Below are 16,612 nucleotides of genomic sequence, written 5' to 3' on the forward strand. Positions count from 1 at the left end.
GTGTTTTCGGGGGTATGGTCGGCAGATTCCGACGAACGGTGATTTCACGCCGTCATGATTCGGGCTCGGCCGCCGATACCCCATAGCAGCCCATGCAGCGCAGGACGCCGCTCCCCACTCCGAATCACTCAGTTGGACTCAGCCTATGTCGCCCTCACCCGATGCCACCGCCGTCTCCCGCCCGCCTTCCGGCCGGAACCTTGCGCGTGCCAGCACGGCCGCATGGCTGCCTGCCGCTGCACAGATCGGGCTGCTGGCCTTGCTGACGCTCTACGCCGCCACGCTGCTGCCCGGCAGCATCTGGGCTGGGCTGGGCCGCTTGCTACCGGCGCTGCTGGTGCTGGGCGCGGCAAGTGCCGGGCTGTGGTGGTGGGCGCGCCGTCGCGGTCTCGCGCAACTGCAACAGGCGATCGGCACGGTGACGGCCATCGGTGACGGGCGCTTCCAGCGTCTGGATCTGCGCAACGCCTCCGGCGAACTCGCGCCGTTGCTGCACGCCCTGCAGGCGACCCAGGACAAGCTGGCCATCCGCATCGATGTGATGGAACAGGGCCTGCGCCACGGCCAGTTCGTGATCAAGGCGCTGGACGATCTGGACACCATGATCCGCATCGCCGACGACGACGGCCAGGTGCTGTTCGCCAACCGCAAACTGCTGGCGATGCTCAAGCTGATCGAGCCGGATGTGCAGAGCTTCCGCCCCAGCTTCCATGCCGAAGGCTTCGTCGGCGGCAGCATCGGCGACATCTATCCCGACAGCCAGGCCGCGATCGACCGCATGCGTGCGCTGACCGCCTCCAAGGCGGTGCGCGCGCCGTTCTTCGGCCGCCAGATCGACTTCGTCTACAGCCCGATCATTGCCGCCGACGGCACCAAGCTGGGCACTATCGCGCAGTGGATGGACGTCACTGCGCAGGTCAACGCCGAGCAAGCGCTGATCCAGATCATCGATGCCGCCGCGGCCGGCGATTTCAGCCGGCGCATGCAGATCGACGGCATGGATGGCGTGCTGCTGTCGCTGGCGCAGGGCATCAACCGCATCTACGACTCGGTGGAAACCCACCTGGCCGCCTTGGCGCGTGTGATCGGTGCACTGGCCGAAGGCGACCTCACCCAACGCGTGGAGGGCGATGCGCACGGCATCTTCGCGCGCCTGCGCGACGACACCAACCAGACCGTGACCCGGCTGACCGAGATCATCGGCGACATCCAGATCGCATCGGACACGATCCGCCGCGCGGCGGTGGAAATCGCCGCCGGTAACGCCGACCTGTCCGAGCGCACCGAGCAACAGGCCGCCAATCTGGAAGAAACCGCCAGCTCCATGGAAGAACTCACCTCCACCGTGAAGCAGAACGCCGACAGCGCGCTGCAGGCCAACCGGCTGGTGGTGGGCACCGGCGAAGTCGCGCAGAACGGCGGCCAGGTGATGGACGATGTGGTGTCCACCATGGGCCAGATCAGCACTGCCTCGCGCAAGATCGGCGAGATCATCGGCGTCATCGACGGCATCGCCTTCCAGACCAATATCCTGGCGCTCAACGCCGCGGTGGAAGCCGCACGCGCCGGCGAACAGGGCCGCGGCTTTGCGGTGGTCGCCTCGGAAGTGCGCGCGCTGGCGCGACGCTCGGCCGATGCGGCCAAGGAGATCAAGACGCTGATCGCCGACTCCACCGACAAGGTCGAACTGGGCTCGGGCCTGGTGCACCGCGCCGGCGCGACCATGCGCGAGATCGTCGGCTCGGTCAAACACGTCACCGACATCATGAGCGAGATCACCGCCGCCAGCGCCGAGCAATCCAGCGGCATCGAACAGGTCAACCGTACCGTCGCGCAACTGGACGAAGTCACCCAACGCAACGCCGCGCTGGTGGAAGAAGCCACCGCCGCCGCGCGCAGCCTGGAAGAACAGGCCGTGGAACTGGCCGATGCGGTGTCGATCTTCCGCCTGCAGCCTGCGCACAGCGGCAACCCGAAAGCAGCGCCCGCAAGCTTCAAAAACGCAGCCGCGTAAGCCGCCGTCACGGAATCACCGTAGGAGCGCACCTGGGCGCGACGAAGCCTTCCCGGTAACGCCGCATCGCGCCCAGGTGCGCTCCTACACAAAGCAGGCGTGCCTGTCCGCCACCACATATCCAGCACACGCGGACGAACAACACTCCGTATCGACAAGCCATCATAGAAATCAACGCGCAGTCGTAGGAGCGCACCCGGGCGCGACGAAGCTTTCCCGGTAACGCCGCATCGCGCCCAGGTGCGCTCCTACACAAAGCAGGCATGCCTGTCCGCCACCAAAGATCCAGCACACGCGGCCGAACAGCACTCCGTATCGACAAGCCATCATAGAAATCAACGCGCAGTCGTAGGAGCGCACCCGGGCGCGACGAAGCTTTATCGGTAACGCCCCATCGCGCCCAGGTGCGCTCCTACACAAAGCAGGCATGCCTGTCCGCCACCAAAGATCCAGCACACGCGGCCGAACAGCACTCCGTATCGACAAGCCATCAGAGAAATCAACGCGCAGTCGTAGGAGCGCACCTGGGCGCGACGAAGCTTTCCCGGTAACGCCCATCGCGCCCAGGTGCGCTCCTACGTCTAGCTGGGGCGCTAGTCGAGAAACCGCTCGCGCTGCTCTGGGCTCGGCAGCATGCAATGGTCGGTGCGACCGAACCAGCGGTAGCGATGACGTGCGATCAGGCGATAGCCGATGTCGCGCGCGCGACGCGGCACCACGCGCAACACCGTGGCCAGCCGCCAGAAGCCGCCCAACCCGGCCAGCACCCGCACGATCGCATCGCTGTCGGTCCACGCACCGCGGTCATCCACCAGCAGAAACGACAACGGGTCGTCCGGATCCAGCCCATGCTGCTGCAACAGCGCACGTCCGGCCTGGCCCTGCATTGCGGCAAAGCGATAATGCCCGCGTCGATCGTGACGCAGCAGGAACCTGACCCAGCCATTGCACAGCAGGCACACGCCATCGAACACGATGGTCGCGGGCACAGCACCTGGCTGACGGCCGGGCGGCTCCACGCGCAACGGCTTCGAGTGAGGGGTCTCCAACTGAGATGTCTCCAGCTGAGACACGTCAACGAGCGGTGGATCAACGCGGTTCAAGCCAGCCCTCGTAGCGAATGAACGGGCCGACCAGCGGCAAGTGCACGTCGACCAGGAACCCGTAACGCCCGGCGTCGGCATGCTCGCGGCAACGCACCTGCTCGAACCAGCGCGCAGGCAACCGGATCCAGCCCAATGCCCACACCCGGGTGGCCTGCCAGTACAGCGATTGCGCGTCGGCGCGCAGCGCGAATTCGAACCGCACCGCGCCCAGATGTTCGCGCAGGCGCGTGCCCTCACGCCACAGGCGCGAATGCATCGGCAGGCCGCCGAACCGCCGATGCCAGCGCTCGCCCGCCGCGTCTGCAAGAAACTCTACTTCGACCTCCACCTCGCCACTGCGCGGCAAGCGGCTCAACAGCGCCAGTAACGGGACCAGCGCATGCGTGCCGCGTTGAATCCTTGCCCGGCCGGCGAAGGTCTGCCGCTGCTGCACCGAATGCAGCGCGCGCACCGGCGCAGGCAGCTGCGCGAACGCGTCCTGCCCCAACACCTGCGCAAACAACGGCACGCTCAGGGCGCGATCCATGCCAGCGTGGCCATGCGTCCGCTGCGGCGGTCGCGACGATGCGAGAAGAAACGTTGCGGCTCGGAAATGGTGCACAGCCCGCCGCCATGGATGGCGCTGGCCGGCACACCGGCATGCTGCAGGCGCTGACGCGCCAACGTATACAAGTCCACCCGCCAATGCCCCGGGCGGGTCGCGACAAACGCGCGTTGCGCCTGCGCATCGTGCGCGACGAAGGCGTTGAACACGTCTTCACCGATTTCATAGGCCTGCGGCCCCGCTGCCGGCCCCAACCATGCCATCACCTGCTGCGGCGGCGTGCGCATCGCCGCCACGCTGCGCTCCAGCATGCCGTCGGCCAGGCCGCGCCACCCTGCATGCGCGGCGGCCACTTCGCTGCCATCGCCAGCGGCGAGCACGACCGGCAGGCAATCGGCGGTGAGGATCGCCAGCACCACGCCGGGCACAGCGGTCACCGCTGCATCGGCGACCGGTTCCTGCGCGCCTGGCGCGACAGTGCCTGCTGCAGGCGGCTGTTCGCCGGGCGCGAGCACGGGCGCGTCGACACGCAGTACCTCCACCCCGTGCACCTGACGCAGCCACTGCGGGGTACCGGGCAGTACCAGCGCCTCGACCAGCAGCGCCCGGTTGCGTTCCACCTGCTCCGGCGCGTCGCCATCGGCACTGTTGCGGTTGCCGAGGTTGAGCGTGTCGAACGGCGCCAGCGAGCCGCCCAGGCCGTGACGCAGCGTGGTCAGCGCATGGATGCGTGGTGGCGCCGGCCAGTCGGCCGGCAGCACGAAGGGTGCGGCGGCGGCCACGTCAGCGGCGTGCCAGCTCGGCGGCGCGTGCGCTGTCTTCGCGCAGGGCCGTCATCAGCCGCTGCAGGTCGGCCGGCACCGGCGCGCTGGCGCGCACCGGCTCGCCGCTGACCGGGTGCAGGAATTCCAGGGTTTCGGCATGCAGCGCCTGGCGCTTGAAGGTGCGCAGCTCGTGCACCAGTTCGTCGGTGGCGCCCTTGGGCAGCTTGAGCGCGCCGCCGTACAGCGGGTCGCCGACGATCGGCGACTTCAGATGCGCCATGTGCACGCGGATCTGGTGAGTGCGCCCGGTTTCCAGCCGGCATTCCAGCGCGGTGTGCGCGCGGAAGCGCTCGCGCAGGCGGTAATGGGTGACCGCATCGCGGCCATCGTCGCGCACCGCCATCTTCAGCCGATCGCGCGGATGGCGGTCGATCGGCGCGTTGGCGGTGCCGCCGGAGACCAGCGCGCCCACCACCACCGCCAGGTACTGGCGATGCACATCGCGTGCGGACAGCTGTTCCACCAGCGCGGTCTGCGCCTGCACGGTACGCGCCACCACCATCACCCCACTGGTGTCCTTGTCCAGCCGGTGCACCACGCCTGCGCGCGGCACCGCCGCCAGCGCCGGGTCGCGGAACAGCAAGGCGTTGACCAGGGTACCGTCCGGATTGCCCGCGCCCGGGTGCACCACCAGCCCGGCCGGCTTGTCGATCACCAGTACCTGGTCGTCTTCGTACAGCACGCTCAGCGGGATGTCCTGCGGCGCGGCGTGGGTCTGGGTTTCCAGCACCACCTGCACCTGCACGCTCTCGCCGCCGCGCAAGGTGTCGCGCGGGCGCGCCATTTCCCCGTTCAGCAGCGCATCGCCGGACTTGATCCACTCCGACAAGCGCGAGCGCGAGAATTCGGGGAACAGCTCGGCCAGCACCGCGTCGAAACGGCGTCCAGCGGAGTTGTCGGGCACGATGGCCTGGCGGATGGACGGGTCGAGGGGGTCGGCAGATGGGTCGGACATGGACACGGGCACTCAGGCAAAAGCGGGAATTTGGCGGTCCGGGCGGCGGGAGTCAGTCGCCGGACAGGCCACTAGGCTATCATCGCGCTCTCGTTTTCCTGATGCGTCCTGCCCAGACCCATGATCCGACGGTCCACGTTTTCCGCGCCTGCGCGCCTGATTGCCCTCATGCTGGTCATGGCGTTCGTCGTCACCGGCTGCCACCGCGGCGCCAAGGACAAGAATCCCGATGAGGGCATGCCGGTCGAGCAGCTCTACGGCAAGGGCCACGGCCTGATGGAGAAAGGCAACTGGGCCGGCGCCGAAGCCAGCTACAAGCGCCTGATCGCCCAGTACCCGTACGGCCCGTACACCGAGCAGGCGATGATCGAAACCGCCTATGCCCAGTACAAGGCCGGCAAGCACGACGACACCGTCTCCAGCGTCGACCGCTTCATCCGGACCTATCCGACCCATCGCAACATCTCGTATCTGTACTACCTGCGCGGGCTGGCCAACAGCAACCGCGATACGGTGTTCCTGCGCCGCGTGTGGTCGCTGGATCCGAGCCGTCGCGACCTGTCCTCGCCGCAGCAGGCCTACAACGACTTCAACACCGTCACCGACCGCTACCCGAACAGCCGCTACGCGCCGGATGCGCGCAAGCGCATGATCGAGCTGCGCGACGTGTTCGCCCAGCATGAACTGGACAACGCGCTGTACTACCTGCGGCGCAACGCCTGGGTCTCGGCGGCCGGTCGTGCCAACTACCTGCTGGAAACCTATCCGCAGAGTGCCTACCAATACGACGCGGTCGCGGTGCTGGCCGAGGCCTACACCCACCTGGGCAACAAGACCCTGGCCGCCGACGCACGCCGCGTGCTGGAGCTCAACAGCCCGCAGCATCCGTGGCTGACCGGCGACTGGCCGAAGTATCCCTGGGCCATCCGCAAGCTCAACCCGTTCGCCGGCGAGAAGTCCGCCGCCACCGGCCAGCGCAACGCACAGATGAGCCGCGACTGAGACATCAGTCGCCGGCGTGATGAGAAGGGGCCGCAAGGCCCCTTTTTATTGCGGTAACGCGCCTGCGGCGGTGACGGCGCGCCGGTTGCCGCAGGCGCTTGCAATGCCTGGCGACAGTGACGCCTGATCGAGCGGGAGATCGGCCGTCCCGCACTCCGCGCCCGCGTCCCACCCTCTCTCGCAACGCGGGGCGCGCCTGCCTGCGACAGCTGCAGGCACCTCGCCAGACCCGGCACCAGGTCACCGAACCGCGCCGGTGCGCTGCCTATACTCGGCCCTGAAGAAGACCCGACTCCCCGCTGGCGCCCGCCCAGGAGGCCGCATGTCCCGCTGCATCGTCCCGTTCCTGCTCGCCCTGTTGCTGGCGGCGATGACCACCACCGCCACCGCGGCGCCGATCGTCTATGGCGTCAACGCCCACGACAATCGCCCCGGCTATTCCATGGCCCAGGCCGAGGCCCGCTTCCAGCTGCTGGCCGCACGCAATCTGCGCAGCTACCGCTTCGATGTGGACCCGCGCGATTACGCAACGCTGGATGCGCTGGTCCCGCTGGCGCGCAAGTACGGCATCACGCTGCGCCCGATGGTCTACCCGATGTCGCGCGAGATCGGCTACCAGCTGGCACGCCGCTATGCGGCCGACATCAAGGTCTGGGAGATCGGCAACGAACAGGACCTGGTGCGCGCCGAGGCCGATGCCCGCATCGCGGCAATGACCACGATGTACCTGGGCATGCGCCAGGCCTCCAACGAACTGGGCGCCGGCCTGCGTTTCACCATCAACATCACCGCCTGCAACAGCGACGACCGCAGCGCCAACGCACGCTGCCCCGGTGATCGCAATGGCTCGCTGTGGTTCCTGGCCAAGGCCAAGGCGGCCGGCTTCAATTTCGACCACATCAGCTTCCACTACTACGCCTTCCACCAGGATGCCGGCTACTGGAGCGCGTTGTACCTGGGCCAGCTACGCACGGCGGCGCAGACCTACAAGACCCCGGTATTTTTCAACGAGCTCAACTGTGCGGAGATCTACACCGGCAACACCACCGGCGGTGCGGAAGGCGACCGCGGCTGCTACGACAGCCTGGCGCAGTTGCTGCGCAACGTGCGCGACAACTATGCCGACGTGGTGTCCGAGGTGAACGTCTACGAATTGCTGGACCAGACCACCATCCAGGGCGCCGAAGGCCATTTCGGCCTGATGTACGACCTGACCCGGCCCAAGCCGACCCTGGACCTGCTCACGCGCTTCGCCCAAGCACCGGCCACCGCAACGGCAGCCGATGCAACGGGCGACCGACCGCAATAGCCGTTCGGGCTACTGGCCGAAATAGCCATTGGTGATCGGGTAACGCCGCTCGCGGCCGAACGCGCGCCGCGACACCTTGGGCCCGGGCGCGGCCTGGTGGCGCTTCCATTCGTTGAGCCGCACCAGCCGCAGCACGTGCTCGACCGTGTCGGCGGCATAGCCGGCCGCGACGATGTCGTCGCGCGACTGTTCCTGGTCGACGTAGCGGTACAGGATCCCGTCCAGCACATCGTACGGCGGCAGCGAATCCTGGTCGGTCTGGTTGTCGCGCAACTCGGCCGAGGGCGGGCGCGAAATCACGGCCGGCGGTATCACCGGCGCCCCGCCCACGGTATTGCGCCACTTGGCCAGGCCGAACACTTCGGTCTTGTACAGGTCCTTGAGCGGGGCATAGCCGCCGCACATGTCGCCGTAGATGGTGGCGTAACCCACCGCGTATTCGCTCTTGTTGCCGGTGGTCAGCAGCAGCCCGCCGAACTTGTTGGACAGCGCCATCAGGATCACCCCGCGGCTGCGCGACTGCAGGTTCTCTTCGGTGATGTCCGGCTGGGTGCCTTCGAACATCGGCCCCAGCGCGGCGAGCAGGCCTTCGAACGCCGGCTCGATCGCGATGGTTTCCAGCTTGACGCCCAGTGCGCGGCATTGCTCGTCGGCCAGATCGTTGGACAGGTTGGCGGTGTAGCGCGACGGTAGCCGCACCGCGGTGACGTTGTCGCCGCCCAGCGCATCGACCGCCATCGCCAGCACCAGCGCCGAATCGATGCCGCCGGACAGGCCCAGCCAGACCTTGCTGAAGCCGTTCTTGCGGCAATAGTCCTGCAGCCCGCGCACCACGGCGCGCCAGGCCAGCGCATCCATGCTCTCGTCGCCATCGTCCACCCACACTACCGGGGTGAAACTGCGCTCGCCGGCGGCATAGTCCACCACCAGCCACTGATCGACGAAGGCGGCGGCGGCCGGATGCACGGTGCCGTCGCCATCGGCCACCACCGATGCGCCGTCGAACACCAGCGCATCCTGGCCGCCGACCACGTTGAGGTAGGCAATCGCCGCCCCGCTCTCACGGGTGCGCTCGGCCAGCAGGGCATCGCGCTGCGCATGCTTGCCGCGCTCGTAGGGCGAGGCATTGGGCACCAGCACCAGCTCGGCGCCGGCCTGCACGGTCCTGGCCAGCGGCTCGGCAAACCACAGGTCCTCGCAGATCACCAAGCCCACCTGCACGCCCTTGACCGTGACCACGCAGTTGTCGCCATCCGGGTCCACGTCGAAGTAGCGGCGCTCGTCGAACACTGCGTAATTGGGCAATTCGCGCTTGCGATACGTCGCCTCGATACGCCCGTCGCGCAACACGCTGGCGGCGTTGTAGACCACGCTGCCGGCACTCTGCGGCCAGCCGACCACCGCCACGATGCCGCGCGTACTGGCGGCGATGCGCGCCAACGCTTCCTGGCAATGGGCGAGAAAACCGGGCCGCAGCAGCAGATCTTCCGGCGGGTAGCCGCTGATCGCCAGCTCGGGAAACAGCACGATGTCCGCATCGAACTCGTCGCGCGCTGCCGCGATGAAGTCGATGATGCGATCGGTATTGCGCGCCACGGCACCGACCGGGAAGTCGAACTGCGCCATGGCGATGCGGAGCGTCTGGGACATTGGAAGGCCTATGCGAATGCAGCGGGGAAGGCGTGGCTGCGCCGCATCCCGCAACAGACCGGGATGCAGACCGGCGTCGCCGCCAAGCCTGCATTATTCCAGAAGCGCAGCGGCGTGCAGGGATCTGCCGCGCCTCGGTGTTACGCGTCCACTGCATGCACGGCGCCTGCGCGGATGGTGTCCGGCTGCGCCGTCATCGCATCAACCCCACTGCATCTCGCCGGTGGCGACCTTGGCGCCGATCTGCAATGCCACCGTCATGCCGGCATCGGGGTAGCGCGCGGTCATGGCCTTGATCAGGTCGGCACTGTTGCTGTGCCTGGCCAGCTCTTGCTCGAAAGCCAGCAGATAATCGCGCGTGTAGGCGATGGCCGAGGCATCGGTGGGCGCGCCCGGCAGCAGATGGCCGGCCACCACCACCGACGGCGAACGCGCCGCCATACTGTCCAGCGTCTTGCGCCAGGCGGCACGGCCTTCGGCGCCGCGCGTATCGGCGGTCCACACATGCGTGCCGGAGAACACCAGCACGCCACCGAAGATCGCCTTCAGCGCAGGCACCCAGACATAGCGTCGATTGGCCAGACCGTCGGCTTCGACGATCTCCAGCGCGTGGCCTTCCAGTGTGAGCGCAGGGCCATCGAAGGGTTCCGGCATCACGATGTCGGCCAGGCGCTGCGGGCCGTTTTCCTTTAGCTGCGGGCCCCAGGTGGCCAGTTTCTTTTCGACATTGCCCTTGATCGCCGCAATGGTGGCCGAGGCGGCGATGACGCGCGCCTCGGGGAAGACAGCCTTGATCGGCGCCAGGCTGAAGTAGTAGTCCGGGTCGCTCTGGCTGATGTAGATGGTGGTCAGCGTCTTGCCGCTGGCGCGGATCGCCTCGGCCAGCGCCTTGCCGTCGGGCAGGGTGAAGCCACCATCGATCAGCACCGCATCGTGCGTGCCGGAAATCAGCACCGGCGCGCGGAAGAACCCATGTTCGCCGGCGGGGAAATGTTGATACGTCAGTGTGGTCGGTGCAGCCATGGCGGTATTCGCTCCAGGGAAGGCGGTTGCGACACTCGCAACGGCCAGGGTTTTGATGACGTCTCGTCGGGTTGGCATTGTTTCGGCCTTTGGGGATGGCGACGGTTGGGGTGAGGGTGCGGCGGAAGACAACCAAGTCACTGGAGACGTGTGTGGGGAAAGGTCAGCTGCAAGAAAGCCAACCCCATGGCGAGAAACCAGTCACCCAGATGCCTAAAAATGCCCAGCATCCAACTGCCGCAGGACGACATCGGGGTTGCCATAACCCGCCCCGACATCCAGCAACCACCGCTTGCCGGACGACTGCGCAACCAGCGTCGGCACGCCGCGTACATCGAATTCCTGCAACAGCTCCAGCGCCTGGTCGATGCGCGCCTGTGTCAGCGCAAGCAGCTGCGCATCCGGCGCGGCGATCTGCTTCGCGGCCTGCTCCAGCCCAAGCGATTGCAGCAGGCCCACCAGCGTGTCCAGCGCGGTCACATCGTCGCCCTCGACATAGCGCGCCCGCTGGATGGCCCCCAGCACCTGCACTTCGCGCGACGGAGCGACACGCGCCACCGCCGTCAGTGCCAACGTCGCCGGACCGCTGTCGAAGCGCTGCTGACGATTGCCGAGCACGCGCTGCCGATACTGGGCGCTGAAATCCTGGCCGGTCAGCTGTGCGATGCGTTGGTCGTTGGACCAGGCGTAGCCGGCGAAGGTGTCGTCCATCGCCCTGGCGCCCGCGCCCAGAAACAGCCCGGCTGGCAGCAGTTGCAGCGCGACATCGGCCCGTGCCTGCAGCGCCGACACCACCGCGCTGGCGCCATAGCACCAGCCGCACAGCGGGTCGTAAATGTAGTGAACGGTAGTGGACATGTCAGCGGCATCCGGTGGCGAGGAAGGCATCCTAGGCCCGCGCCGTTGACTCTTAAATCCATCCGCCATAAACATACCGTATGCCAGAGACACACAATCGAAGCGAGACCGGACCGGGCGGCCTGGGCAATCTGCGCCGCCTGGCCTACTTCGTCGCAGTGGTGGACACCGGCTCCTTCACGGCGGCCGCCGATCGCCTGGGCATCACCAAGGCGGTGGTGAGCCAGCAGGTCGCCCGCCTGGAGCGCGAATGCCGCACCTCGCTATTGGTGCGCACGACCCGCAGGGTGCGCACCACCGAACTCGGGCAGGCGTTCTACCAGCGCTGCGCGGCCATCCTGCGCGATACCGACGACGCCTTCGACGCACTCACCGACACCGCCGCCGAACTGTCCGGGCTGCTCCGGCTCACCGCCCCGCTGGACTACGGCGTGCGCGTGGTGGTGCCGGCGATCGCAGCCTTCACCCGGTGCCATCCGGCCTGCAAGGTCGACGCGATCCTCAGCGACCAGACCCTGGACCTGATGACGGCCAACATCGAACTTGCGATCCGGGTCGGCTGGCTGGCCGAAAGCAGCCTGCAGGCACGCAAGATCGGCGCGTTTCGGCAGTTGCTGGTCGCGCCTTCCACGATGGCCGCGCAGCTGGCCCGAATCGCATCGCCGCAGGACATCGCCACCCTGCCCTTCGTGGCGAACACTGCCTTGCGCGATCACCAACGCTGGCAATTCGCGCACGCCACGCATGCGCCGCAGAGTGTGGACGTGCAGCCGGGCATCTTTCTCGACGCCACCCTCGCCGTGCGCGAGGCGGTGTGCCAGGGCGCAGGCATCTCGGTGCTTCCCGACTATGTGGTCGCTGACGATCTGGCCGCCGGTCGCTTGCTGCACGTGCTGCCGCAGTGGCAGTTGCCGTCCGGCGGCATCCACGCCGTGTTCCCGGCAACGCGCTTTCGACCGGCAAAGGTGCGCGCGTTCGTGGATCTGTTGCTTGAGCTCAATGCGCAACAGCAAGAGCTTTGAATCGAACGCTGCAAGCCGCTCGAATCCGCCGCCAAGCCGCGACAGGCAACGGCGGCCGGCGAAGACGCTGGCACCAGCCAGCCATTGGCCAGCGGAAATGGCCACGTCGGCCATTGCAACAAATGACTCGCCACAGACCGCTGGCTAAAGTGGCTAGCCACAAAAAAGGCCGCCCAAAGGCGGCCTTTCCGACGCTACACGCTTGCGCGCGCGGCGTGCTTACTTCACCAGCGCAGCAATCGCCGCACCCAGATCGCCCGGCGAACGGACGGTCTTGACGCCGGCGGCTTCCATCGCCGCGAACTTGCCTTCGGCAGTGCCCTTGCCGCCCGATGCGATCGCACCGGCGTGGCCCATGCGCTTGCCGGCCGGCGCCGACGCACCGGCGATGAAGCCAACCACCGGCTTCTTCACGAACTGCTTGATGTACTCGGCACCGGCTTCCTCGGCGTCGCCACCGATTTCGCCGACCATGATGATGCCTTCGGTCTGCGGGTCTTCGTTGAACAGCTTGAGGCAGTCGACGAAGTTCAGGCCGTTGATCGGGTCACCACCGATACCGATGCAGGTGCTCTGGCCCAGGCCCACTTCGGTGGTCTGCTTGACCGCTTCATAGGTCAGGGTGCCCGAACGCGACACGATGCCGATCTTGCCCGGCTTGTGGATGTGGCCCGGCATGATGCCGATCTTGCACTCGCCCGGGGTGATCACGCCGGGGCAGTTCGGCCCGATCAGCACGGTGTCCGGATGCGAGCGGGTCAGCACGTTCTTGACGCGCAGCATGTCCAGCACCGGGATGCCTTCGGTGATGCAGACGATGACCTTGATGCCGGCCGCGGCCGCTTCCAGGATCGCATCGGCCGCGTACGGCGGCGGCACGTAGATCACCGACGCATCGGCGCCGGTGCTCTGCACGGCATCGGCCACGGTGTTGAACACCGGCAGGTCGATATGCGTGGTGCCGCCCTTGCCCGGCGTCACGCCGCCGACGACCTGGGTGCCGTACTCGATCATCTGAGTGGCGTGGAAGGTGCCCTGCTGGCCGGTAAAGCCCTGCACGATCACCTTGGTGTTCTTGTTAATCAAAACGGACATGGATAGTTCCTTCGGTGTCGTGGATCAGGCGGCGTTCTTGACAGCTTCGACGACCTTCTTGGCACCGTCGTTGATGTTGTCGGCCGGGATGATGGCCATGCCGCTGTCGCGCAGCAGCTGCTTGCCTTCTTCCACATTGGTGCCTTCCAGGCGCACCACGACCGGGACCTTGACGCCCACTTCCTTGACCGCGGCGATGATGCCCTCGGCAATCATGTCGCAACGGACGATGCCGCCGAAGATGTTGACGAAGATGCCTTCGACCTTGTCCGAAGACAGGATCAGCTTGAACGCCTCGATGACGCGCTGCTTGTTGGCACCGCCGCCCACGTCCAGGAAGTTCGCCGGCTCGCCGCCGTTGAGCTTGATCACGTCCATGGTGGCCATGGCCAGGCCTGCGCCGTTGACCATGCAACCGATGTTGCCGTCCATGGTGACGTAGTTGATGTCCAGCTCCGACGCGGTCACTTCGGTCTCGTCTTCCTGCGTCTTGTCGCGCATGGCGATCAGCTGCTTCTGACGGAACGCGGCGTTGTCGTCGCTGTCGAACTTGCCGTCCAGTGCGTACAGGTTGCCGTCGTCCAGGATCGCCAGCGGGTTGATTTCAACCAGCGCCAGATCCTTTTCGTTGAACAGGCGATACAGGTTCACCATGATGCTGGCGAACTGGCCGGCCTGCTTGGCGGTCAGGCCGAGCTTGAAGCCGAAATCGCGGCCGTGGTAGCCCTGCACGCCTTCGACGAAATCGACGTTGAGCGAGTGAATCAGCTCCGGCGTCTCGGCGGCGACCTGCTCGATCTCCACGCCACCCTCGCTGGAGGCGATATAGGTGATGGTCTTGGTGCCGCGGTCGACCAGGATCGACAGGTACAGCTCCTTGACGATCTCGCCGGCGGTGGTCACCAGCACCAGGTTGATCGGCAGCTCGACGCCGGCGGTCTGGTAGGTGGACATCTTGGTGCCGAGCATCTTGGCCGCTGCGGCCTTCACGTCGTCGGTGGTCTTGCAGAACTTGACGCCGCCAGCCTTACCGCGACCGCCCGCGTGGATCTGCGCCTTCACCATCCAGGGGCCCTTGCCCAGGGAATTGGCGACTTCAACCGCTTCGTCCGGGGTCGCCGCGACCTTGCCGGCCGGAACGGGGATGCCGTACTCGGCAAGCAGCTGTTTTGACTGGTATTCGTGGAAATTCATGCGTCACCGTGGGAAAAGGAAACGACCGCTGCGTGCAACGCAGACCGCCTGGGCGGCACGTCAAGAGACGCGAACGGGCCGCCTATTGTGGCCGACCACGCCGTGCGGCGCAAAAGTCGGCGCGCGCGGCCCGTCGTTTGCAGCGCTTGCACGCAGCCCGGCACTGTGCGCAAGCGCTGCGCGGGCCGCGCACCTGCCTATACTCGCGGCTTGCTCCAGCGGGGAATCGGCTTGCCATCCAGCCCATCGCTTATCGACCGGATCCAGTCCGCGCCGCAGCGCGAGCTGTACTTCTTTTCGCTGTACCGGGTGCTGGTGGCCGGGCTGATCGCCGCGCTGGTGTTCAGCCCCCTGTCCGACGCGATCCCGGAGCCGCGTTACCCGCGCCTGGCGGCCGGCGTGGCGATCGGCTATCTGTCGGTGGCGATCCCGCTGCTGTTCTGGGGCCGCAGCGAGCGCCGGCTGACCACCACCGTGTTCTGTTCGGTGCTGGCCGACATCGCCGCGGCGACCCTGGCCACGCATGCGCTGCCCGGCGCCAGCGCCGGCATCGCGATGATGCTGCTGTTCAATGTCGCCGCTGCCTCGATCCTGCTGCGCCTGCGCTACGGCATGAGCATCGCGGTGCTCGCCAGCGGCGCCATCGTGCTGGAATACCTGTGGACCCTGCTCGAAGGTGGCGGCGCCGCCCGCCCGGTCGCGGAACTGGCGATGTTCGCCACCAGCTACGTCGCGGTGGCCTTCATCTGCGAACAGATCGGCTCGCGTGCGCGCCGCAACCAGGTACTGGCCGAAGAACGCGGCGCGCAGGTCGCCAACCTCTACGAGATCAATGAACTGATCATCCGCCGCATGCGCACCGGCGTGCTGGTGGTCGATACGCACAACCGCATCACCCTGGCCAACGAGGCGGCGCTGGCGCTGCTCGGCGACGGCGACCAGCGCAACGCCCCGGTCGACCTGTCGCTGGCCGCGCTCACGCCCGAACTGTCGCGCCGCCTGCAGCGCTGGCGCAGCGGCTGGCGCGAGGAAGAGGCACCGCTGCAACTGGGCGCCGACCGCCCGGAAGTGCAGCCACGCTTCGTGCGGCTGCTCGCCGACAGCGACCTGGTGCTGGTGTTTCTGGACGATGCCAGCGTGGTGTCGCGGCGCGCCGAATCGCTCACCCTGTCGGCGATGGGGCGCTTTTCGGCCAGCCTGGCGCACGAGATCCGCAACCCGCTGGCCGCGATCAGCTACGCCTCGCAGCTGCTGGAAGAATCCCCGGACATCGGCGATGCCGACCGCCGCCTGCTGCAGATCATCCACCAGCAATGCCAGCGCACCAACGGCATTGTCGAGAGCGTGCTCGCGCTGGCCCGCCGCGAGCGCGCAAGTCCGGACAACCTGGATCTGGCCGCCTTCGTGCGCCGCTTCGTGGTCGAGTACCGGCAGACCCTGTCGATGGAGACCGACATCCTGGAGGCCAGCATCCAGGGCAATGCCGTACATGCCTTGATCGACCCAAAGCACCTGCACCAGATCCTGACCGCGCTGGTGCACAACGCGCTCAAGTACGGCCGGGTCATGGACGAACCGGCGCGGGTGAAACTGCGTGTGGAGCGCATGGAGCGCATGGCGGTGATCGACGTGGTCGACCGCGGCCCCGGCATCCCGGAGACGGTGGCCGCGCAATTGTTCCGCCCGTTCTACACCACCTCCGAGCACGGCACCGGGCTGGGCCTGTATATCGCCCAGGAACTGTGCCGCGCCAACCAGGCGCAACTGGACTACGTGTCGGTGCCGGGCGGCGGCGCCTGTTTCCGGATCCTGTTGCAGGGGCCCAATAGCCTGCTCGGGAAATGAGCGAGAGCGCTGCGTCATGCCAGCAGCAAGCCAATGGCGCTGCGGCCTGCGCTGGCACTGCGATCGTGTCCGTGCAGCCAGCCGCTGCGCATCGTGCTGCGCCCGCGCACCATCGTGTGATCGCGTGAATCGTTACGCCCGGACCCGGCCGGCAATTGTCGACGGTCATCG

The 16,612-nt window shown here is 67.0% G+C and carries 14 protein-coding genes; 5 read left to right on the plus strand and 9 right to left on the minus strand.

The window, feature by feature from the left end; all coding sequences use genetic code 11:
- Positions 1-145 precede the first annotated feature (145 nt).
- Entirely contained in the window at positions 146-2,014 is a 1,869-nt protein-coding gene (locus ACCQ04_RS15500) for a methyl-accepting chemotaxis protein (protein WP_226427340.1), read from the plus strand.
- A gap of 593 nt (positions 2,015-2,607) precedes the next feature.
- Here ACCQ04_RS15500 and ACCQ04_RS15505 read toward each other — a convergent pair.
- From ACCQ04_RS15505 to rluD, 4 genes are all read right to left on the minus strand, one after another.
- Positions 2,608-3,039, minus strand: a complete 432-nt coding sequence (locus ACCQ04_RS15505; protein ID WP_226427567.1) for a thiol-disulfide oxidoreductase DCC family protein — start codon at positions 3,037-3,039, stop codon at positions 2,608-2,610.
- A gap of 64 nt (positions 3,040-3,103) precedes the next feature.
- Positions 3,104-3,628, minus strand: a complete 525-nt coding sequence (locus tag ACCQ04_RS15510) for a DUF4166 domain-containing protein (RefSeq protein WP_179465334.1) — start codon at positions 3,626-3,628, stop codon at positions 3,104-3,106.
- A gap of 2 nt (positions 3,629-3,630) precedes the next feature.
- Positions 3,631-4,446, minus strand: a complete 816-nt coding sequence (gene pgeF, locus ACCQ04_RS15515) for a peptidoglycan editing factor PgeF (RefSeq protein WP_226427341.1) — start codon at positions 4,444-4,446, stop codon at positions 3,631-3,633.
- Between the two features lies 1 nt (position 4,447).
- On the minus strand, positions 4,448-5,443 hold the full coding sequence (gene rluD / locus ACCQ04_RS15520; RefSeq protein ID WP_372358556.1) for a 23S rRNA pseudouridine(1911/1915/1917) synthase RluD: 996 nt from the start codon (positions 5,441-5,443) through the stop codon (positions 4,448-4,450).
- A 120-nt stretch (positions 5,444-5,563) separates the two neighbouring features.
- Here rluD and ACCQ04_RS15525 point away from each other — a divergent pair, with 120 nt between their 5' ends.
- Positions 5,564-6,445, plus strand: coding sequence for an outer membrane protein assembly factor BamD (locus ACCQ04_RS15525; RefSeq protein WP_024939405.1), 882 nt, complete (start codon positions 5,564-5,566; stop codon positions 6,443-6,445).
- Positions 6,446-6,767: 322 nt separating this feature from the next.
- Entirely contained in the window at positions 6,768-7,754 is a 987-nt protein-coding gene (locus ACCQ04_RS15530; protein WP_053051298.1) for a glycoside hydrolase family protein, read from the plus strand.
- A 9-nt stretch (positions 7,755-7,763) separates the two neighbouring features.
- On the opposite strand, the gene ACCQ04_RS15535 is transcribed toward ACCQ04_RS15530, so the two are convergent.
- From ACCQ04_RS15535 to ACCQ04_RS15545, 3 genes are all read right to left on the minus strand, one after another.
- Positions 7,764-9,404 (minus strand): NAD+ synthase, encoded by a 1,641-nt coding sequence (locus tag ACCQ04_RS15535; protein WP_226427342.1) that lies wholly within the window; start codon positions 9,402-9,404, stop codon positions 7,764-7,766.
- Positions 9,405-9,605: 201 nt separating this feature from the next.
- A complete protein-coding gene (locus ACCQ04_RS15540) occupies positions 9,606-10,427 on the minus strand; it encodes an MBL fold metallo-hydrolase (protein ID WP_226427343.1) in 822 nt (273 codons plus the stop codon).
- 213 nt (positions 10,428-10,640) lie between these two features.
- Entirely contained in the window at positions 10,641-11,285 is a 645-nt protein-coding gene (locus ACCQ04_RS15545) for a DsbA family protein (RefSeq protein ID WP_226427344.1), read from the minus strand.
- 80 nt (positions 11,286-11,365) lie between these two features.
- Between ACCQ04_RS15545 and ACCQ04_RS15550 the strand changes: the two genes are divergently transcribed.
- Positions 11,366-12,307 carry a LysR family transcriptional regulator gene (locus ACCQ04_RS15550; protein ID WP_226427345.1) on the plus strand — a complete coding sequence of 314 codons (942 nt, stop codon included), beginning with the start codon at positions 11,366-11,368 and terminating at the stop codon, positions 12,305-12,307.
- Between the two features lie 219 nt (positions 12,308-12,526).
- Here the strand turns inward: ACCQ04_RS15550 and sucD are convergent, their stop codons facing one another.
- Positions 12,527-13,402, minus strand: a complete 876-nt coding sequence (sucD, locus tag ACCQ04_RS15555) for a succinate--CoA ligase subunit alpha (RefSeq protein ID WP_011038208.1) — start codon at positions 13,400-13,402, stop codon at positions 12,527-12,529.
- 24 nt (positions 13,403-13,426) lie between these two features.
- Entirely contained in the window at positions 13,427-14,596 is a 1,170-nt protein-coding gene (gene sucC, locus ACCQ04_RS15560) for an ADP-forming succinate--CoA ligase subunit beta (RefSeq protein WP_039519379.1), read from the minus strand.
- 231 nt (positions 14,597-14,827) lie between these two features.
- Between sucC and ACCQ04_RS15565 the strand changes: the two genes are divergently transcribed.
- Positions 14,828-16,441, plus strand: coding sequence for a sensor histidine kinase (locus ACCQ04_RS15565; RefSeq protein ID WP_016901263.1), 1,614 nt, complete (start codon positions 14,828-14,830; stop codon positions 16,439-16,441).
- Positions 16,442-16,612 lie beyond the last annotated feature (171 nt).

The organism is Xanthomonas sp. NCPPB 2866, from assembly GCF_041475745.2.
Taxonomy (GTDB): Bacteria; Pseudomonadota; Gammaproteobacteria; order Xanthomonadales; family Xanthomonadaceae; genus Xanthomonas; species Xanthomonas arboricola.